The sequence below is a fragment of the Hanstruepera ponticola genome (assembly GCF_012931685.1).
Lineage (GTDB): Bacteria > Bacteroidota > Bacteroidia > Flavobacteriales > Flavobacteriaceae > Hanstruepera > Hanstruepera ponticola.
This window is the reverse complement of sequence record NZ_JABANC010000001.1, coordinates 124,980-144,536: the sequence shown is the minus strand read 5'-3', so window position 1 is coordinate 144,536 and position 19,557 is coordinate 124,980. Positions and strand designations below refer to the sequence as shown.

Here is a 19,557-nt window from a genome sequence, read left to right as displayed (position 1 = left end):
TTTTTTATATGATTAAATCGGTTGCTATACAAGGCGTAAAAGGCTCATTTCACCATATTGTTGCCAATAACTATTTTGGTGATCACATTAATATACGTGAGTATCTGACTTTTGATAAAACAGTCCAAAGTCTCTTGTGTGATGATGTAGATGCTGTTGTCATGGCATTAGAGAATTCAATTGCAGGTTCAATTATACCAAATTATGCATTATTAGATACTAATAATTTGCACGTTGTAGGTGAGTATTATTTGGATATTCAACATCATTTAATGGCATTACCTAATCAATTAATAGAAGATATAGAAGAGGTGCATTCGCACCCAATGGCGTTGCTGCAATGCAAAGAATTTTTTAAACAGTATCCACATATTAAAATAGTGGAAGATGCCGATACGGCTGAAGTTGCTAAACGTATTGCACGTACTAAAACCTTTAAAATAGCTGCGTTGGGTAGTCAATTAGCTTCTGAATTGTATGGTTTAAATATTATCTCTGAAAGTATTCAAACCATTAAACATAATGAAACCCGATTTGTAGTTGTAAAAAAAGAAAACCATGAAATTACGCAATCAGCAATCAATAAGGCGTCATTGAAGTTTGAATTGGAACACAAACGTGGGAGTTTAGCGGCTATGTTGAATGTAATGAGTGATTGTCAATTAAATTTAACCAAAATACAATCACTTCCTAAAATTGAAACACCGTGGAAGTATGCTTTTTTCATAGATGTCACTTTTGATAATTATAAGAACTTTGAAAAAGCCAAAACCATTATGGAAATTATGACTGAAGAATTTAAGATATTGGGAGAATATAAAAATGCAAAACCATGATTGAATTTGCAAAACGACTAGAACATGTTGAGGAATACTATTTTTCAAAAAAATTACGAGAAGTTAATTTTTTGAAAGCTAGTGGTAAGCCCATAATTAATTTAGGTATAGGTAGCCCAGATTTAATGCCACCCCAAAAAGTAATTTCAGCTTTAGTTGAGGGATTAAGTGGTGAGCAAGCTCATAAATATCAAAGCTATCAAGGTTTACCTGAATTACGTGAAGCAATAGTCGCTTTTTATCGTGATGTGTTTGATGTGTATTTAAGTCCATCGACCGAAGTATTACCATTAATGGGAAGTAAAGAAGGTATTATGCACATTTCTATGGCTTTTTTAAATGAAGGAGATGAAGTGCTTATCCCAAATCCAGGATACCCAACCTACACTTCGGTTACTAAGCTTATTGGAGCAAAACCAGTTTATTACGATTTGATAGAATATAATAATTGGTTGCCAGACATAGAGGCTTTGGAGAATCAAGATTTGTCAAAAGTTAAACTCATGTGGGTTAATTACCCGCACATGCCAACAGGAGCCAAAGCAAATGAAGCCTTTTTTATCAGATTGGTGGCTTTTGCAAAACGGCATAACATTTTAATTGTTAATGATAATCCTTACAGTTTTATTCTCAATAATGAACCGAAAAGTTTATTAGGTGTTTCAGGTGCAAAAGATGTTTGTTTAGAGTTAAATTCATTAAGCAAAACGTTTAATATGGCCGGATGGCGTGTAGGAATGGTATTGGGGAAATCAGAATTCATTAATGCCATTTTAAAAGTAAAAAGCAACATGGATTCTGGTATGTTTTATGGTGTTCAAAAAGGTGCGGTAGAAGCTCTTAAATGCACTAAATTATGGTATGTTAGTCTAAATAATGTCTATGAACAACGCCGAGAAATAGTGTGGAAAATTGCCAATGCACTTAATTGTACATATGATAAAAACAGTTCAGGGATGTTTGTTTGGGCCAAATTGCCTGCATTTGTTAAAGCTGAGGAATTTATAGATGTATTATTAAAAGACAAGAGCATTTTTGTAGCACCCGGAACTATTTTTGGGTCAAATGGTGAAGGCTATATTCGTTTTTCACTTTGTGCAACCACTGATGATTTAGAAGAAGCATTAGCCAGAATTTAATAGAAGTATGAAGAATATTTACATAATAGGCGTTGGATTAATTGGAGGCAGTATAGCGAAAGATGTCAAAAAGCTTAACCCCGATTTAATAATTTACGGCATAGATAGTAATGTAAAACATTTAGATGAAGCTATATCACTTGGAGTTATTGACGAAAAAGCAGATTTTAACGACTTGGACAAAGCCGATATTGTCATTGTGTCCATTCCAGTAGATGCCACAGTAGAATTGCTCCCAAAAGTTTTGGATAGGGTTTCAGATGACACGCTAGTAATGGAATCAGGTTCTACTAAAGTAGCTATATGTAACAGTGTAGCGCAGCATCCTAAACGTCGAAATTTTTTGGCTACGCATCCAATTGCCGGAACCGAATTTTCTGGTCCAAAAGCGGCATTGGAAGGCCTATTTAAGGGAAAGACCAACATAATATGTGAAGTGGAAAAAACGGCATTTAAATTACAAGAGCGGGCATTGTCTATTTTTAAAATTATGGGCATGCGTATTCGATATATGAATCCCGAAGCACATGATAAACATATTGCTTATGTATCCCATTTATCTCATATCAGTTCGTTTATGTTAGGGAAAACTGTAATTGAAAAAGAAAAGAATGAACGCGATATTTTCGATTTAGCTGGAAGTGGTTTTGCTTCAACAGTACGATTGGCAAAAAGCTCACCAGAAATGTGGACACCTATATTTAAACAAAACAAAGCAAATGTCATTGAAACCTTGGAAGAGTATATTCAAAATCTAACTGCTTTTAAGGATTTTATTAAAGCTGATAATTTTGAAGAGATTCGCAATGAAATGAAGAATACCAATCATATTAAGGATATTTTAAACGGAATAGAATAAAAAAAGACTATGGAAAATAAAAGAGAATTACGAACGTGGTTAGATAAATTTGGATTAGAACATCCATTGGTAATTGCAGGGCCTTGTAGTGCAGAAACCGAAGGGCAAGTTTTAAAAATTGCTCATCAATTAAAAGATAGTGATGCAACTGTACTGCGAGCTGGTATTTGGAAACCCAGAACACGACCAGGAAATTTTGAAGGTGTTGGTGCTTTAGGTCTAAAATGGTTGCAAAAAGCAAAAGAAGAAACAGGTATGCTTATCACTACCGAGGTAGCTAATGCCAACCATGTCGATTTAGCCTTGCAACATGATGTTGATATTTTGTGGATTGGCGCTAGAACGACGGTAAGTCCATTTATTGTACAGGAAATAGCTGAAGCCTTAAAAGGCACAGATAAAACCGTTTTAGTTAAAAACCCAGTTAATCCAGATTTAGCACTATGGTTAGGAGCTGTTGAACGATTTTATACGGCTAATGTGAAAAACTTAGGGGTTATCCACAGAGGGTTTTCTACCTATGAAAAAACGCGTTACAGAAATAACCCTGAATGGCAATTACCAATAGATTTACAAAATCGTTTTCCGGATTTACCACTTATATTGGATCCTTCACACATTGCTGGTCGTCGCGATATTATTTTTGATTTGTGCCAAACAGCATTAGACTTAAACTATGATGGTTTAATGGTCGAAACACATTTTGATCCTGATAATGCTTGGAGTGATGCTGCACAGCAAATCACACCAAATACCCTTATTCAGTTTATGGACGATTTAAAAATTAGAAAAGAAACAGGGGAGGCAACCGAATTCAAGAATAAAATCAATACGTTAAGAACGCAAATTGATGTCATTGATCATCAACTTATAGAAATTCTTGGTAAACGTATGAATGTAGCCGATGAGATTGGGACACTTAAAAAAGCCCATAATGTGGCAGTATTACAAACAAAACGTTGGAATGAAATTTTAGGAAAAATGATTTTACAAGGTGAAGAAAAAAACTTGAGTGAGGAATTTATTCTGCGAGTCTTTAAAGCCGTTCATCAAGAATCTATAAATCATCAGGAGAAGATTATTAATGATAATTAGAAATTTAGCATCTTTGTAGAAATGACTGGAACCGTTTATAAATCTACAGGAAGTTGGTACACCGTGAAAACTGCATTAGGTGCAACATACCAGTGTAGAATAAAGGGAAAATTTCGATTAAAAGATATTAAAAGCACTAATCCTATTGCAGTTGGCGATGTCGTAGATTTTGAACTGGAAACCAAGAATGATGAGGTAACTGGAGTAATTGAATCTATTCATGACCGTGAGAACTATATTGTTAGAAAATCAGTAAACTTATCAAAGCAAACCCATATAATAGCAGCTAATATTGATCAGTTGTTTTTATTGATAACCATAGATAACCCACCAACGTTTACCAGTTTTATTGATCGATTTCTGGTTACGGCACAAGCCTATGATGTTAAAACAATTTTATTGTTTAATAAAATTGATGCGTATTTTGGCGATACTTTAGATGAGGTTAAATACCTAGCACATGTTTATCGTAAAATAGGGTATGAATGTATAGGTATTTCTGCTAAAACGAGTAAAAATATTGATAAGGTAAAAGCATTAATGAAGGATAAAGTAAGCATGTTTGCTGGTCATTCAGGTGTTGGGAAGTCTACGCTAGTTAATGCCATTGAACCGTCATTAGATTTAAAAACCAAAGAAATATCCAATCAGCATATGCAAGGTCAGCACACAACAACTTTTGCTGAAATGTTTGATTTAAGTTTTGGTGCTAAAATTATTGATACACCAGGCATAAAAGGATTTGGTGTAGTTGATATGGATAAGGAAGAAGTGGGTGATTATTTTCCAGAATTTTTTGCTTTGAAACAAGACTGCAAGTTTAATAATTGTATTCATATTGATGAACCAAAATGTGCGGTAAAGGAAGCACTTGATAATGATGAAATCGCCTATTCAAGGTATAAGAGCTACGTGCAAATCATTGAAGGAGATGATGAGCATTACCGAACTGATAATTGGGATACCGAGTAAATATGAAAGTAGTCATTCAAAGAGTTTCAAAAGCAAGCGTTACGGTTGAAAATGAGAAAATTGCCAATATTCAAAATGGGCTTTTAATCTTCCTTGGTATTGTTGATGAAGATACTATTGATGACATTAAGTGGTTGACCAATAAAATCGTTAATATGCGTATTTTTCCTGACAATCAAGGTGTTATGAACACATCTATTTTAGATGCTGATGGTGACATTATTGTGGTCAGTCAGTTTACATTGCATGCTAGTACCAAAAAAGGGAATAGACCAAGCTATATCAAAGCAGCCAAACCAGAGGTGGCCATTCCGTTGTATAAGACATTTATTAAACAATTAGAAAATGATTTAGGTAAACAGGTTCAATCTGGTGAGTTTGGAGCTGATATGAAAGTAGAATTATTGAATGATGGGCCAGTGACTATAATAATTGACAGTAAAAATAGAGAATGATGAACATAGAAAACGCGCAAAAAATAGTTGATAAGTGGATACAAGAACATGGTGTTCGTTATTTTAATGAACTTACCAACATGGCACAACTAACTGAAGAAGTAGGTGAGGTGGCACGTATTATTGCAAGGCGTTATGGTGAACAGAGTGAAAAGGAAAGTGACAGGGATAAAGACCTAGGAGAAGAATTGGCGGACGTTGTTTTTGTGGTGTTATGTTTGGCTAACCAAACCGGAATTGATTTGCAAGAAGCTTTTGACAAAAAGATGGCAAAGAAAACTAAACGTGATCACGATAGGCACCACAACAATGATAAGCTAAAAAAATAATGGATATCGTACTCCATAAATCGGCTATATCGAAGCAATCAAATCAAGTTGTAATCACGGGCTCAAAAAGCGAATCCAATAGATTATTGTTGCTACAGGCGCTTTATCCAAATTTAAAAATAAAGAATCTCTCTAATTCAGATGATTCAAGAGTGATGCAAAAGGCACTCCAAAATGATTTAAAAGTTGTTGATGTGCATCATGCAGGTACAGCTATGCGTTTCCTTACAACTTATTTTGCTGTACAGCCCGATAGAAATGTTACCTTGACGGGTTCCGCTAGAATGAAAGAACGACCTATTGCCATTTTGGTGGACGCCTTAAAAAAATTGGGTGCAGATATTGATTATTTAGGACACAAAGGATTTCCACCGTTAAAAATAAATGGAAAGCTGCTTTCAAAAAATGAAGTTGTTTTGAAAGCAGATGTTAGTAGCCAATATATTTCTGCCTTATTACTGATAGCACCAAAACTTCAAAATGGATTGAAATTGACTTTAGAGGGTCATATTACTTCTAGACCTTACATAAACATGACCTTAAGTTTATTATCTGAAATGGGTGTCAATTCTACTTTTAAAGACAATATTATTCATGTGCGGCATCATGAGATAATTAAGGATAAGACCGTTGTGGTTGAAAGCGATTGGTCTTCAGTTTCTTATTTTTATAGTTTGATTGCTTTAAGTCCTATTGGTGCAGAAATTAGAATAAAATCTTTTAAAGAAAACAGTATTCAAGGTGACGCTGTTTTAAAAGCTATTTATAATGATTTTGGTGTGAACTCAAATTTAGATAATGATTCTCTGGTTTTAAAAAAAGCTAAAGAGCCCTCAAAGGAATTATATGAATATAATTTAGTGAATGCTCCTGATATCGCACAGACAATTGTGGTAACTTGCTTCGCTTTAGGAGTAGCATGCGCCTTAAAAGGTCTTCATACGCTTAAAATAAAGGAGACTGATAGATTGCTAGCGCTAAAAATAGAATTAGAGAAATTGGGAGCGCAAGTTCAGATAACAGATAATACACTCCGTTTAGAGTCGAGTAAAAAGATAAACAATCAAGTAGAAATAGATACTTATAATGACCACAGAATGGCTATGGCTTTTGCGCCACTTTGTCTTAAAACTGATATTATTATAAAGGATGCAGAGGTCGTTTCAAAATCATATCCAGATTTTTGGAATGATTTAAAAGCACTTGGTATAAAAGTATCTTAATAATAATTGGTTAAATACTTGACAACCCCTACTTTGAGATTGTATATTTGCAGCCTTTACAAAAACACACATAAATTTTAAATAAATAACAACAAATGAAATTATCACATTTTAATTTTGATCTTCCCGAAGAATTATTAGCCGAATACCCATCTGAAAATAGAGATGAAGCACGATTAATGGTTCTTAACAGAAAGGATCAAACCATAGAACATAAATACTTCAAAGATTTAATTGATTATTTTGATGAAGATGATGTGATGATTTTAAATAACACGAAAGTATTCCCAGCAAGACTTTATGGAAATAAGGAAAAAACTGGTGCAAGGATTGAGGTGTTTTTACTACGAGAGTTAAATGAAGAGCAACGTCTTTGGGATGTGTTGGTCGATCCAGCTCGTAAAATTAGAATTGGTAACAAACTGTATTTTGGAGAAGAAGAGTCGTTAGTAGCTGAAGTCATTGATAATACAACCTCTAGAGGTCGTACCTTACGTTTTTTATATGATGGTTCCTACAGGGACTTTAGAGTGAAATTAAATGAGCTTGGTCAGACACCATTACCAAAGTATATTAAAAGGGAAGTTGAGCCAGAAGATGAAGATAGATACCAAACTATTTTTGCTAAAAATGAAGGTGCTGTAGCTGCTCCAACTGCTGGATTACATTTCTCAAAACACTTATTGAAGCGTTTGGAAATAAAAGGAGTGAATTTTGCGGAAATTACGCTTCATGTAGGTTTAGGAACGTTTAATCCAGTTGAGGTTGAAGATTTGTCTAAACATAAAATGGACAGTGAGGAAATTATTATTAAAACACCTGCCGTTGATACCATTAATACGGCAATAAAAAATAAAAAGCGTGTTTGCGCAGTGGGAACAACCGCCATGCGAGCTATTGAAAGTTCAGTGTCCTCAAGTGGTACACTAAATGAATTTGATGGGTGGTCTAACAAATTTATATTTCCACCCTATGAGTTCAGTATTGCAAATTGTATGATTACTAATTTTCATACACCAAAATCAACTCTTTTAATGATGGCTTCTGCTTTTGCAGGACACGATTTTATTAAAAAGGCTTATGATGAAGCCATAAAAGAAAAATATAAGTTTTACAGTTATGGTGATGCCATGCTGATTTTATAAAACAGTTATTAAAAAGCCTTGTTTATCAAGGCTTTTTTGTTGCTAATATTATTTTATAGCTTCAATGGAAAACAAAAAAAAAGACATACGTGCATTAACAAAAGAACAACTTCGCGATTTCTTCGTCAGTGAAGGTGATAAAGCTTTTCGTGGTAATCAGGTATATGAATGGCTTTGGCAAAAGTCTGCACATTCTTTTGAGGATATGACTAACATCTCAAAAGAAACTAGATCCATGTTGGAAGCTAATTTTGTTATCAATCATATCAAGGTTGATTCCATGCAAAAGAGTAGTGATGGGACTATCAAGAATGCGGTTAAATTACATGATGGTTTAATTGTGGAGTCAGTATTAATTCCTACCAAAAAAAGAACAACAGCCTGTGTGTCTAGTCAAGTTGGTTGTAGCCTAGATTGTAAATTTTGTGCCACTGCTAGGCTCAAACGTATGCGTAATTTGAATCCTGATGAAATTGTTGATCAAGTTGTTGCCATTGATAAAGAAAGTAGGTTGTATCATAACAAGCCTTTAAGCAATATTGTATTTATGGGAATGGGTGAACCGCTTATGAATTATAATAATGTTTTAAAAGCTATTGATAAAATTACATCTCCAGAAGGTTTGGGAATGTCTCCGAAACGGATTGTTGTCTCAACTTCGGGTGTGCCTAAAATGATAAAAAAAATGGCCGATGATGAGGTGAAATTTAAATTAGCAGTATCCTTACATTCAGCTATTGATGAGGTTAGAACCTCAATTATGCCATTTAATGCTACATTCCCGCTTAAAGATTTAAGGGAAGCACTAGAATATTGGTATGCCAAAACCAAAAACAGAATTACCTATGAGTATGTGGTTTGGAAAGGGATTAATGATCAGGATAAAGATATTAAAGCCTTGGTGGAGTTTTGCAAATTTGCGCCTAGTAAGGTTAATTTAATTGAGTATAACCCAATTGACGATGGTGTTTTTCAGCAAGCTAATTCAGAAGCTATAGATCGTTATGTTTCAGTATTAGAGCGCAATAATATCACAGTTACTGTCAGGCGATCTAGAGGGAAAGATATTGATGCTGCATGCGGGCAATTAGCAAATAAAAGTTAAAAAAAGAGCTACATTATTGTAGCTCTTTTTTGATTATATAGAAGTTGTTAAAAGTTTAATTTTTTACAAATTTTACAGTTTTGATACCTTGTTCAGTTTGAATTTGGGCAAGATAAACACCTTTTCCGAAATTTGATAAATCAGTAACATCCAAGGTGGAGTTAGTCGTTTTATTTACAACGTTTTTTCCTAATATATCATAAATTTTAACTGATGTTATTGCTGATGAAGCTGTAATATTGAAACTTTCATTTTGCTTATTGTAAAAATGAGAAATTTGATTCTTATTAAAATTATCTACAGATAAGTTCTCGTCATTAGTTCTAAAATTATCCATATAAGCAAATCCTAAAAAGTTGTCATGTACAAATCTCACATTTTCAATATCTCCAACTGTTGCAGTTAAACCAGAGTAAATTGAAACATCATTAATATAAAATTCCACATTGGCTCCATCAATTTCAATTCGCATGTTAAACCAAGTTAGAGGTGTCCAATCAGCTGTTGTGTCGATTAAATCTACAGTACCAGTGCCATCGTCAACTAGCACAAAAATATCACCTTCAAAAGTAAATCTAATATAAGTTCTAAAAGCACCTTCAGTTAAATTTGTTAACCCAAATAAATAATCAGAAGTATTGGCTGAATCAAAAGTGTCAATGTAGAAATCAGCCGAAAAAGTAGCCATGGTGTTTGGAATTGGAGCTGCATAATCATAGAAACCTCCAACAACCGGATTGGCCTGTCCCGCAAAAGCAGTTTCTTGAACTATTTTTAGACTTAAAGTACCATCTGATGCCTGCTCATTTGAGATAACCTGGTTTTCAACATTGCAACCATCACCACAACCAGTGGAAGTCCAACCAACTTGATTGTGAATATCACCAAGTGCAAAACCTTCTGATGCTTCGAAAGAAATAGTTTGTTGGGAATACATGCATAAACTAAAAGATAAGCATATAAGCAGTAAAGTAATTTTTTTCATAAATGTTTAGTTTAGAGTTAAATATGTATCAAGTTACAAATTTTTTTTTGCTCATTTTAATTTTTAACATATCAATCAGGACTATTTTTATAAGAGTTATGTAATCACTAGCTTTTTTAGTAGGTTTGTTTATCCGTTTTTTAGAATCTCATTTTTGAAAATTGTAGAACAAATAAAGCAGCCTGTTGCCTATGAAATGGAACTTTTCGAGCAAAAGTTCCAATTGTCAATGTCTTCTAAAGTGGCTCTGTTAAATCGCATTACACACTACATTGTAAATAGAAAGGGTAAGCAAATGCGCCCTATGTTCGTTTTTTTAGTAGCCAAAATGGTTGCCAACGGAGAAGTAAGCGAACGAACTTATCGAGGCGCATCAGTTATTGAGCTTATTCATACAGCGACATTGGTTCACGATGATGTAGTCGACGATAGCAACAGACGTCGTGGATTTTTTTCAATCAATGCTTTGTGGAAAAATAAAATAGCTGTTTTGGTAGGTGATTATTTATTGTCCAAGGGGTTATTACTTTCTATTGATAATAATGATTTCGATTTATTGAAAATTATTTCAATAGCTGTTAGGGAAATGAGCGAAGGTGAATTACTGCAAATTGAGAAAGCTAGAAAACTAGATATTACTGAAGCCGTATACTACGAGATTATTCGTCAAAAAACAGCGACATTAATTGCAGCGTGCTGCAGTTTAGGTGCTGCTTCTGTAAAACCTGATTCTTCAGATATTGAAAAGATGAGAAAGTTTGGAGAGTTAATTGGGATGGCATTTCAAATTAAGGATGATTTGTTTGATTATGGTGAAGAAAAAATTGGTAAGCCAACAGGTATAGACATTAAAGAGCAAAAAATGACGTTACCTTTAATACATGTTCTCAATCAAGCTTCTAAAAAAGAAAAAAATTGGCTTATTAATTCCATAAAAAATCATAATAAGGATAAAACACGAGTAAAAGAAGTGATTGCTTTTGTTAAAGCGAATAATGGATTGGAATACGCCGTTAATAAGATGAAGGCTTTTCAAGCTGAAGCGCTAAATATTCTTGAAACTTACCCAGAATCTACTTACAAATCATCTTTAAAGTTGATGGTTAATTACGTGATTGAACGTAAAAAATAATTTTTTTTCATATCCAGGCAACCATTTGCATCATAATTGCGTCTTTATAAATAGAAAGTCTAATGAAAGCTATTTTGAAGGTTATTCAACTTTATAAAAATAACAACGAACTTATCAGTAAAGCTGTAAAGGGAAATCGTGATGCGCAAAATAGACTTTATGAAGTTCATGCGCCAAAAATGCTAAGTGTTTGTCGTTATTACATAAAAGATTTGCAACAAGCCGAAGAAGCTATGCTTAATGGCTTTTTTAAAGCATTTACCAATCTTAAAAAATTTGAGGACAAAGGTAGTTTTGAAGGTTGGTTACGAAAAATAATGGTTAGAGAGTCCATATCTTTTTTAAGAGTTCAAAAACGAGTTGAATTCCTCGAAGAGAACATAATTACCTCAAAAGATTTTTCTAATGATATTGAGAGTAATATGGAAGTTGCAGAAATTCAAAGTCTAATTGATGCTTTGCCTGAAGGATATAAAATGGTTTTTGTTCTGTATGCTATTGAAGGTTATAAACATTTTGAAATAGCAGAAATACTAAACATTTCAGAAGGGACTTCAAAATCACAATTGTTTAAGGCAAGACAAGTTTTGCAAAAACAAATTAATGAATTAAACAGTCAGAATTATGGCACCAATTAAGTTTGAAGAACATATAAAGGATAGGTTAGAAAAGCGAACTTTAAAGCCTAATCCCAAATCATGGGATGCACTTTCAAAGAAACTGGATGAGCATGAAAGTAAAAAATCAAATAAATTATTTTGGTATGTTGGCATTGCAGCCAGTATTATCGGTATTTTATTTGTCGCGAATAGCTTGTTGTTCAATACACCAGCCATAATTGATGAAAATATACCACAAGTAGTTGATGGCGAAAAGATTCCTTTTGATAATGAAAAGTTAGATACTAAACTGGTTGAAACTCCTGTTTTAGAAGATCATCCAGATCATTCTAATAATCATGAATCTGCTAATGAATTATCATCAGATTCGAAAAAGGTTTCACAGAACACCGCTCAAAGACAAAACCGCATTAAAGCGGATGCTAAAACCAATAATTTGGCTCAAAATCAAAACAGTCAAGATGTTTTGAATACTGCTTTTGATGACGAACAAATAGGTATTGAAAAGACAGGAAATACATTTGAATTAGTTCAAGAATCCGTTGCAAATAGCACTGAAAAAGTAGTTGTAAACCAATCAGATTTGGATTCTGAAATTGAAAAACTTCTAAATGAAGCTCAAACGACACTTACAGCAACAAGTAATACAAAAACTATAGATGCCAATACGCTTTTACAAGATGTTGAGAACGATTTGGATCAATCATTTAAAAATAAAGTTTTTGAAGCTTTAAAAACCAATTTCAAAAAAGTAAAAACAGCGGTTGCAGACCGTAATAATTAAAATCATCAATTAAAAAAAACAAACAGTTATGCAAAATTTTACCAGATTTCTAGTAGTCATCGTACTAGTATTTGCAGTACAAAAAATTACTGCGCAAGAAGATTTAAACAAAGACAAAATTGAAGAGTTAAAATCTCAAAAAGAATTTGTAGAGAGCAATGAAAAAGAGGCTCTTAAAAAAGGCGTAGAGGCAATTAATGAGCGCTTGGATAATAACGAAATTACTTTGGAAGAAGCCACTGAACTTAAAAAAGAATTGGCTGAAAAGCATGCGCTTAATATTGAAAACAGATTGGCTATTATTGATAACCGGATAGCATTGTTGGAGCGAAATGAGCAGGTGAATTATGATACGGGAGCCAATTTGGAAAGTTTTGTCCTTGAGATTGGTAAGAATGAAGACTCTGATGAATATGATATAGGCAGCATTTATATTGGTCCTAACCATAAGCGTAAACCACGTGTGTATGACAGGCGTACAACAAGTGATTTAGTATTTGCAATTGGTTTTAATAATGCTATTATTGAGGGGCAATCACTTAACGATTCACCATATAAAATTGGAGGTTCAGGTTTTGTTGAGTTAGGATGGGCATGGAAAACGCGAGTATTCAAAAATTCTAACGCCATGCGTATTAAGTATGGTTTGTCATTCCAATGGAATAAGCTTGATATAAAAGATAACTTGTATTTTACTGAAACTGATGATGTGGTTACATTGGAAGAGTATCCATTAAATCTAAAAAAATCAAAATTTAGAACGACTAACTTAGTGATTCCCATACATTTTGAATTTGGACCCTCCAAAAAAATTGAACGAGAGGACTATTTTAGATATTCAACCTATAAGAAATTCAAAATAGGTGTTGGTGGGTATGGTGGCTTTGTTCTTCAATCGTTACAAAAGCTTAAGTATGATGAAGATGGTCAAAAACAGAAAGATAAGTTTAAGGATTATAACACCAATAACTTTGTATATGGAATAAGTAGTTATATTTCTTGGGGAAATGTAGGTATTTATGCGAAATATGATTTATCAACCATATTTAAGGACCAAGCTATTGATCAAAACAACATATCATTAGGTTTACGTTTTGATATGGACTAGTGTTAATTATATTGAATTGGTTAAAAAGGCTTCAAGTATTTTTGGGGCCTTTTTTCATGGAACTATTAATTTTAAATACAAGAAGATTGTATTACTTTTACGGTTACATAATTATCGCCAATCTTGATATCAAAATCCACCATAGACCAAGTTTTTGAAACTTCCCGAGTAGAGGAAGTCATTGGTGATTTTGTACAGCTTAAAAAATCGGGTAGTAATTTCAAAGGGTTAAGTCCTTTTAGCGATGAACGTTCGCCAAGTTTTATGGTTTCGCCCGTAAAGCAAATCTGGAAAGATTTTTCAAGTGGTAAAGGTGGCAACGTGGTTGCTTTTTTAATGGAACATGAGCATTTTACCTATCCTGAAGCTATAAAATATTTAGCAAAAAAATATAATATAGAAGTAGTGGAAACTGAACAATCCAACGAGGAAAAAGAACAAGCCAATGAGCGTGAGAGCTTATATCTAGTTAGTGAATACGCGAGTAAATATTTTCAAAACATCTTGCATAAAACCGATCAGGGAAAAGCCATTGGATTAAGTTATTTTAAAGAACGAGGTTTTACAGAAGAAACTATTAAAAAATTTAATTTAGGTTACTCTCTCGATGAATGGCAAGCATTTACTGACGATGCTCTTAAAAAAGGATACCAGTTGGAATATCTTGAAAAAACAGGATTGACCATTGTAAAAGAAGAGAAACGTTTTGATCGATTTAAAGGTCGTGTGATGTTCCCTATTCAGAGTATGAGTGGGCGCGTGCTAGGATTTGGAGGACGTATCTTAACGAATGACAAAAAAGCAGCCAAATACCTTAATTCACCCGAAAGTGATATTTATCACAAAAGTAAAGTGTTATACGGTATTTACCATGCTAAACAAAGTATAGCCAAAGAGGATAATTGCTATTTGGTTGAAGGTTATACTGACGTGATTCAGCTGTATCAATCAGGTATTAAGAACGTTGTTTCCTCTTCAGGAACAGCATTAACTCCAGAACAAATTCGGCTTATAAACAGGCTTACCAAAAACATAACCGTTTTGTTTGATGGTGATGCAGCTGGCCTGCGAGCGTCATTGCGAGGTATTGATTTGATATTAGAACAAGGTATGAATGTAAAGGTTTGTACCTTTCCAGATGGTGAAGATCCTGATAGTTTTGCAAAAAACAATAGCCTAGAAGAAATTACAGTCTATTTAGATGAGCATGCTCAAGATTTTATTCAATTTAAGGCTTCATTATTGTTTGAATTTTCAAAAAATGACCCTATCAAAAAGGCTGAAACGGTAAGGGACATTGTAAACAGTATTGCCAAAATACCTGATCGAATAAAAAAGGAAATTTACATTCAGGAATGTGCACGAATAATGGACATAAGTGAAGACGTACTTTTTAGTACCCTTGCTCAAATTGATAAAAAAGAGTTTCAAGAAAGTAACAGACAATATAAACAAGATCAAAAAGCGTTTGAGGTTATAAAACACAAACAGCCTGTTAAAAAAGTTGATATTCAGTATGAATTGGAGCGAAAAATCATTCAAATCCTATTATTATATGGCAGTGAAATGGAGGAATTTGAAGATTTGATTTTAAAGGAAAATGATAAAAATGAATTGGTTTTAGAACCAGTAAAACATGAAGCCAAAGTATTTGAGAAAATCTATTTGGATTTACAAGATGATGAAATGCAATTTTCAAATGAACGCTTTAGAGAATTGTATTATACAATTATTGATACATTAAATCAAAAGCCAGATTTTGCCATTGAAAACTTCATAAACACAGTAGAGCCTGAAATAGCAAGTGAAATTACGACTATTTTGATGGAGGATGAGCGTTACACACTTGCAAACTGGGAGCGAAAAAATATATATCCAAAGGAAAAGCATCACTCTATATCACAACTGGTAAGCGAAACAATTTTAAGTTTACGTTGTTACTTGATTGAACAAAAAGTAGTCGAGTTTAAGCAAGAAACATTAGAGTCTAAAAATGTAGTAAATAAGAATATTCTTGAAGAAGTAAAAGATTATTCTAGTTTAAAAATGTTACTTTCAAGAAAACTGAATAGGGTGTTATAATTCCAATAATTTCGCACGGCTTATTAAATCAACAATATTATTGACATTCAGCTTTTTCATTAATCGCGCTTTGTAGGTACTCACAGTTTTTTCGTTGATATTTAATTCGTGGGCAACTTCCTTATTTTTTCTCCCAGATGATAATAACTTTAAGACTTCAATTTCTCTGGTAGAAAGTTTTTTGTAAACAGAACCTGAACGGGTCACACGCCTGCCAAGTGTCATTTGTTGTGCGATATCATTACTTAAATAAGTGCCTCCTTCGTGTACCTTTAAAATAGCTTCTTTAAGTGTGATAATATTCGCGGCTTTGTTGAGGTATCCATCAGCACCAGCTTTGATGGTATTAATAGCATAAATTTCTTCTGGTTGCGAAGTAAACATAATGGTTTTTACTTCAGGGTGTTCTCGTTTTAAGCGTCTTAACGCTGTAATACCATTCAATTTAGGTAAGTCAATTTCACAAAGAATAATATCGATTCTATGTTCTTTCAAAAAGTCAAAAATAGCTTCGCCATTATCTACACCACCAATAACTTGAATATGTGGTGAAGTAACAAAAAGTAATTCTAGACCTTTTCTTACAATTGGGTGGCTATCGGCAACCAACAGTTTAATCATAACTTGAGAGTTTTAGACGTTTTTCACTGTTGAGGCAAAACGAGTATTTAGCAAATACACTTTAGTAAAGATAAGAAATTCAAGATGAATTTGTGTAATTATTTTAAATTCTTTGGGATTTCACAAATAGGAATGGGTATCATCTTATGTTTGTTGGATGAATTAAAACGTTTATAAATTTCAAATACTTCTTTTTTTCTCCCTTCAAAATCAGATGATGTATGCCCTAAATCAGCCATTTTCATAGCCCATTCTAATTCAGGGTAAGAAGCACCAATTTGATCTTCATCACTTCTTGCATCACCAAACAACCCATCACTTGGTGCAGCCTTCATAATGGAATCAGGTACTTTTAAAACATCACCGAGTTTGTAAACTTCAGATTTTAACAAATCGGCTATTGGGCTTAAATCCACACCACCATCACCATATTTGGTGTAAAAGCCTACTCCAAAATCTTCGACTTTGTTTCCTGTTCCAGCCACCAATAATTTCTGTAGGCCAGCATAATAATACAAAGTTGTCATTCGCAAACGTGCACGCGCATTGGCCAAAGCCATATCTACGGTCGCTTGAATGCCTTCTAGAGAAATTTCAGTTTTAAATTCTTCAAAAACAGGTGTCAAATCGGCTCTTATATCACGTACGTTATCAAAACGTGTTTTCAATTGTTGTATATGTTCTTGAGCGCGACTTACATGGCTCGCTGCTTGATGTATTGGCATTTCAATACATAAAACGTCCAAACCAGTTTTAGCGCATAACGTTGAGGTTACGGCAGAGTCAATTCCACCAGATATTCCCACAACAAATCCATTGACTTTTGCGTTAGTTGCATAATCTTTAAGCCAATTTACTATATAATCAATAATTTTTTCCGTTTGCATTTTAATGAATTTTTTAATCAAAGTAATGTACCTTTGCTTTACAAAAATAAATCCCTAAAGTAAATAAAATAAAAAACATTCAATAAATGATTAGGTATTTAAACATAGTTATTTTGGTAATACTGTTAGTGTCCTGTAATGAAGGAAATAAAAATGAAGAAGCCATAAATGCTATTGATATTGATTTTGTCGTTGAACGTTTTGATAAAGCTTTTGGTGAAGCCAGTGCCAGTGATTTACTACAATTAAAAGGTGCTTACCCATTTATGTTTCCTAAACATTATGATGACAACTTTTGGATTGATAGAATGAATGATTCATTACAGCAAGAATTGGTGAACGAAAGTATTGAGGCTTTTGAAGATTTTTCGGAAGAGAAAGATGATATCACGCAACTTTTCCAACACTTAAAATACTATTTTCCAGAGTTTGAAACGCCGAGAGTTATCACAACTACATCATCTGTTGATTATAGAAATAAAGTAATTGTTACGGATACTATTGTTTTAATATCTATTGACACATATTTAGGGAAAGATCATAAGTTTTACCAAGGCATTCAGAATTATTTACGACAAAATTTTGAAAGTGATCAAATCGTTGTTGACATGGCCAAGGCTTATGCTGAAAAATATAGTTTTCAAGCTAATAGAAAAACGTTGCTTGATGAAATGATTTATTTTGGAAAACTACTATATTTTAAAGATATCATGATTCCTTTTAAAACTGATGCAGAAAAAATTGGCTACACTCAAGAGCAGCTGGATTGGGCAGAAGCAAATGAGTTTTTTATATGGAATCATTTTATGGATAAAGAACTTTTATATAGTACAGATCCCAAACTCCCATCACGATTTATAAATCCTGCACCTTTTTCAAAGTTTTATTTAGAATTGATTGATAAGGAATCACCAGGAAGAATAGGTCAGTACATTGGTTGGCAAATTGTAAAATCATATATGAAAAATAATGATGTGACATTGAAAGATATGTTAAGTAAAGAAGCGACCGAAATTTTTAATAATGCTAAGTTTAAACCCAGAAAGTAATGGCAAATATAAAATCGACGATAGAATTGACTGTGGAGTTAGATGAAAATCGTGTTCCGGAAAAACTGAATTGGACAGCTCAAGATGGCGGGATTAATAATGAGGAGGCAAAAGCCATGTTGTTATCAGTTTGGGATCATAAAACACAAGAGACGTTGCGTATAGATTTGTGGACAAAGGATATGCCAGTTGATGAAATGAAAGTTTTTTTTCATCAAACATTGGTGGCTATGAGTGATACATTTCATAAAGCGACACAAGATGAAAAAATGACAGCTACAATGAAGGATTTCTGTGATTATTTTGCTGAAAAATTAGAATTAAAAAAATAAAAAGACCTGTTCTACAGGTCCTTTTATTTTGAGATATGTAAGCTTTAATCCTTATCAGGAGCCAAATATTTATAAACAATACCTGCTAAAATAGCGCCAATAATAGGAGCTACCCAAAACAACCATAGTTGACCTGTAGCCCAATCGCCAACAAACAAGGCCTGACTAGTACTTCTTGCAGGATTAACCGATGTGTTTGTTACAGGAATACTGATTAGGTGAATTAAAGTAAGTGCTAAGCCAATTGCAATACCACCAATTCCAGGCGATGCATTTTTATGAGTAGCACCTAAAATTATTATTAAAAACATAAATGTCATAACAATTTCTGTAACTAAAGCCGAAGTCATGCTATAGCCCATAGGAGAATGCTCACCGTAACCATTAGCGGCAAAACCATCAGATAGGCTAAATGTATCAATACCACTTGCTATAGCATACAAAATAGCTGCTCCGGCAAGTCCGCCGAGAACTTGGGAAATAATATAGCCTGGTAGCTCTTTCCCCTCAAAGCGACCTCCAACCCATAACCCTATTGAAACAGCAGGATTAAAATGAGCGCCTGAAATATGTCCAACGGCGTAGGCTCCCGTTAAAACCGTTAAACCAAATGCAGCGGCAACACCTGCAAATCCAATTCCTAATTCAGGAATTCCAGCAGCTAATACAGCGCTGCCACATCCACCAAGCACAAGCCAAAGTGTGCCAATAAATTCAGCAATAAGTTTTTTCATGTTTTTTCATTTTAGTTAGTAATTCAAAGATAATTAGTAAGTTATAATGAAGATACAAAAAATTC

21 protein-coding genes are annotated in these 19,557 nt (G+C 33.6%); 17 read left to right on the top strand and 4 right to left on the bottom strand.

From position 1 onward, the window contains the following. The first annotated feature begins 8 nt into the window (after positions 1-8). The 10 genes from HGK31_RS00675 to rlmN all read left to right on the top strand — a co-directional run bounded on the left by HGK31_RS00675 (position 9) and on the right by rlmN (position 9,158). Positions 9-836: a prephenate dehydratase gene (locus tag HGK31_RS00675; RefSeq protein ID WP_191858075.1), complete on the top strand. Its 828-nt coding sequence runs from the start codon at positions 9-11 to the stop codon at positions 834-836. Then, positions 833-1,975: a pyridoxal phosphate-dependent aminotransferase gene (locus HGK31_RS00670; RefSeq protein WP_191858074.1), complete on the top strand. Its 1,143-nt coding sequence runs from the start codon at positions 833-835 to the stop codon at positions 1,973-1,975. Before HGK31_RS00675 ends, HGK31_RS00670 begins: the two co-directional genes overlap by 4 nt. Before the next feature lie 7 nt (positions 1,976-1,982). Then, a complete protein-coding gene (locus HGK31_RS00665) occupies positions 1,983-2,834 on the top strand; it encodes a prephenate dehydrogenase (RefSeq protein ID WP_191858073.1) in 852 nt (283 codons plus the stop codon). Positions 2,835-2,843: 9 nt separating this feature from the next. Further along, the gene (locus HGK31_RS00660; protein WP_191858072.1) at positions 2,844-3,929 is read left to right on the top strand and encodes a chorismate mutase; all 1,086 of its coding nucleotides are present in this window, start codon (positions 2,844-2,846) and stop codon (positions 3,927-3,929) included. 21 nt (positions 3,930-3,950) lie between these two features. Then, on the top strand, positions 3,951-4,901 hold the full coding sequence (rsgA, locus tag HGK31_RS00655; protein ID WP_191858071.1) for a ribosome small subunit-dependent GTPase A: 951 nt from the start codon (positions 3,951-3,953) through the stop codon (positions 4,899-4,901). A gap of 2 nt (positions 4,902-4,903) precedes the next feature. Continuing rightward, positions 4,904-5,356, top strand: a complete 453-nt coding sequence (gene dtd, locus HGK31_RS00650; RefSeq protein WP_191858070.1) for a D-aminoacyl-tRNA deacylase — start codon at positions 4,904-4,906, stop codon at positions 5,354-5,356. After that, positions 5,356-5,685 (top strand): nucleotide pyrophosphohydrolase, encoded by a 330-nt coding sequence (locus HGK31_RS00645; protein WP_191858875.1) that lies wholly within the window; start codon positions 5,356-5,358, stop codon positions 5,683-5,685. The genes dtd and HGK31_RS00645 overlap by 1 nt, the downstream gene beginning before the upstream one ends. Then, positions 5,685-6,908, top strand: coding sequence for a 3-phosphoshikimate 1-carboxyvinyltransferase (locus HGK31_RS00640; RefSeq protein WP_191858069.1), 1,224 nt, complete (start codon positions 5,685-5,687; stop codon positions 6,906-6,908). The genes HGK31_RS00645 and HGK31_RS00640 overlap by 1 nt, the downstream gene beginning before the upstream one ends. 95 nt (positions 6,909-7,003) lie before the next feature. Further along, entirely contained in the window at positions 7,004-8,053 is a 1,050-nt protein-coding gene (gene queA / locus HGK31_RS00635) for a tRNA preQ1(34) S-adenosylmethionine ribosyltransferase-isomerase QueA (RefSeq protein WP_104734673.1), read from the top strand. Positions 8,054-8,117: 64 nt separating this feature from the next. Further along, entirely contained in the window at positions 8,118-9,158 is a 1,041-nt protein-coding gene (gene rlmN, locus HGK31_RS00630) for a 23S rRNA (adenine(2503)-C(2))-methyltransferase RlmN (protein WP_191858068.1), read from the top strand. A gap of 55 nt (positions 9,159-9,213) precedes the next feature. Here the strand turns inward: rlmN and HGK31_RS00625 are convergent, their stop codons facing one another. Continuing rightward, the gene (locus HGK31_RS00625; protein WP_191858067.1) at positions 9,214-10,143 is read right to left on the bottom strand and encodes a T9SS type A sorting domain-containing protein; all 930 of its coding nucleotides are present in this window, start codon (positions 10,141-10,143) and stop codon (positions 9,214-9,216) included. 154 nt (positions 10,144-10,297) lie between these two features. On the opposite strand from HGK31_RS00625, the gene HGK31_RS00620 reads away from it, so the two are divergent. From HGK31_RS00620 to dnaG, 5 genes are all read left to right on the top strand, one after another. Continuing rightward, the gene (locus tag HGK31_RS00620) at positions 10,298-11,275 is read left to right on the top strand and encodes a polyprenyl synthetase family protein (protein ID WP_104735799.1); all 978 of its coding nucleotides are present in this window, start codon (positions 10,298-10,300) and stop codon (positions 11,273-11,275) included. Between the two features lie 62 nt (positions 11,276-11,337). Then, positions 11,338-11,913 (top strand): RNA polymerase sigma factor, encoded by a 576-nt coding sequence (locus tag HGK31_RS00615; RefSeq protein ID WP_233450934.1) that lies wholly within the window; start codon positions 11,338-11,340, stop codon positions 11,911-11,913. Continuing rightward, positions 11,900-12,679, top strand: a complete 780-nt coding sequence (locus HGK31_RS00610; protein ID WP_191858066.1) for a hypothetical protein — start codon at positions 11,900-11,902, stop codon at positions 12,677-12,679. Before HGK31_RS00615 ends, HGK31_RS00610 begins: the two co-directional genes overlap by 14 nt. A 28-nt stretch (positions 12,680-12,707) precedes the next feature. Beyond that, the gene (locus HGK31_RS00605; protein ID WP_191858065.1) at positions 12,708-13,787 is read left to right on the top strand and encodes a coiled-coil domain-containing protein; all 1,080 of its coding nucleotides are present in this window, start codon (positions 12,708-12,710) and stop codon (positions 13,785-13,787) included. A 123-nt stretch (positions 13,788-13,910) separates the two neighbouring features. Further along, complete coding sequence (dnaG, locus tag HGK31_RS00600) at positions 13,911-15,869, top strand: DNA primase (RefSeq protein WP_191858064.1); 1,959 nt, start codon at positions 13,911-13,913, stop codon at positions 15,867-15,869. Here dnaG and HGK31_RS00595 read toward each other — a convergent pair. Together HGK31_RS00595 and nadE are read right to left on the bottom strand one after the other, a co-directional pair. Then, positions 15,864-16,490: a response regulator gene (locus tag HGK31_RS00595; protein ID WP_104734667.1), complete on the bottom strand. Its 627-nt coding sequence runs from the start codon at positions 16,488-16,490 to the stop codon at positions 15,864-15,866. The two genes, dnaG and HGK31_RS00595, sit on opposite strands and share 6 nt — an antisense overlap. Before the next feature lie 98 nt (positions 16,491-16,588). Next, on the bottom strand, positions 16,589-17,377 hold the full coding sequence (gene nadE / locus HGK31_RS00590; RefSeq protein ID WP_191858063.1) for an NAD(+) synthase: 789 nt from the start codon (positions 17,375-17,377) through the stop codon (positions 16,589-16,591). 86 nt (positions 17,378-17,463) lie between these two features. Between nadE and gldB the strand changes: the two genes are divergently transcribed. Together gldB and gldC are read left to right on the top strand one after the other, a co-directional pair. Then, positions 17,464-18,426 carry a gliding motility lipoprotein GldB gene (gene gldB, locus HGK31_RS00585; protein ID WP_191858062.1) on the top strand — a complete coding sequence of 321 codons (963 nt, stop codon included), beginning with the start codon at positions 17,464-17,466 and terminating at the stop codon, positions 18,424-18,426. Beyond that, on the top strand, positions 18,426-18,758 hold the full coding sequence (gene gldC, locus HGK31_RS00580) for a gliding motility protein GldC (protein WP_104734664.1): 333 nt from the start codon (positions 18,426-18,428) through the stop codon (positions 18,756-18,758). Before gldB ends, gldC begins: the two co-directional genes overlap by 1 nt. A gap of 44 nt (positions 18,759-18,802) precedes the next feature. Here the strand turns inward: gldC and aqpZ are convergent, their stop codons facing one another. Beyond that, a complete protein-coding gene (aqpZ, locus tag HGK31_RS00575; protein WP_104734663.1) occupies positions 18,803-19,492 on the bottom strand; it encodes an aquaporin Z in 690 nt (229 codons plus the stop codon). Positions 19,493-19,557: the final 65 nt, after the last annotated feature.

Coding starts and splice junctions, on each gene's coding strand:
- HGK31_RS00675 (WP_191858075.1), top strand. CDS start 9: ATGATTAAATCGGTTGCTATACAAGGCGTAAAAGGCTCATTTCACCAT.
- HGK31_RS00670 (WP_191858074.1), top strand. CDS start 833: ATGATTGAATTTGCAAAACGACTAGAACATGTTGAGGAATACTATTTT.
- HGK31_RS00665 (WP_191858073.1), top strand. CDS start 1,983: ATGAAGAATATTTACATAATAGGCGTTGGATTAATTGGAGGCAGTATA.
- HGK31_RS00660 (WP_191858072.1), top strand. CDS start 2,844: ATGGAAAATAAAAGAGAATTACGAACGTGGTTAGATAAATTTGGATTA.
- rsgA (WP_191858071.1), top strand. CDS start 3,951: ATGACTGGAACCGTTTATAAATCTACAGGAAGTTGGTACACCGTGAAA.
- dtd (WP_191858070.1), top strand. CDS start 4,904: ATGAAAGTAGTCATTCAAAGAGTTTCAAAAGCAAGCGTTACGGTTGAA.
- HGK31_RS00645 (WP_191858875.1), top strand. CDS start 5,356: ATGAACATAGAAAACGCGCAAAAAATAGTTGATAAGTGGATACAAGAA.
- HGK31_RS00640 (WP_191858069.1), top strand. CDS start 5,685: ATGGATATCGTACTCCATAAATCGGCTATATCGAAGCAATCAAATCAA.
- queA (WP_104734673.1), top strand. CDS start 7,004: ATGAAATTATCACATTTTAATTTTGATCTTCCCGAAGAATTATTAGCC.
- rlmN (WP_191858068.1), top strand. CDS start 8,118: ATGGAAAACAAAAAAAAAGACATACGTGCATTAACAAAAGAACAACTT.
- HGK31_RS00625 (WP_191858067.1), bottom strand. CDS start 10,143: ATGAAAAAAATTACTTTACTGCTTATATGCTTATCTTTTAGTTTATGC.
- HGK31_RS00615 (WP_233450934.1), top strand. CDS start 11,338: ATGAAAGCTATTTTGAAGGTTATTCAACTTTATAAAAATAACAACGAA.
- HGK31_RS00610 (WP_191858066.1), top strand. CDS start 11,900: ATGGCACCAATTAAGTTTGAAGAACATATAAAGGATAGGTTAGAAAAG.
- HGK31_RS00605 (WP_191858065.1), top strand. CDS start 12,708: ATGCAAAATTTTACCAGATTTCTAGTAGTCATCGTACTAGTATTTGCA.
- HGK31_RS00595 (WP_104734667.1), bottom strand. CDS start 16,490: ATGATTAAACTGTTGGTTGCCGATAGCCACCCAATTGTAAGAAAAGGT.
- nadE (WP_191858063.1), bottom strand. CDS start 17,377: ATGCAAACGGAAAAAATTATTGATTATATAGTAAATTGGCTTAAAGAT.
- gldB (WP_191858062.1), top strand. CDS start 17,464: ATGATTAGGTATTTAAACATAGTTATTTTGGTAATACTGTTAGTGTCC.
- gldC (WP_104734664.1), top strand. CDS start 18,426: ATGGCAAATATAAAATCGACGATAGAATTGACTGTGGAGTTAGATGAA.
- aqpZ (WP_104734663.1), bottom strand. CDS start 19,492: ATGAAAAAACTTATTGCTGAATTTATTGGCACACTTTGGCTTGTGCTT.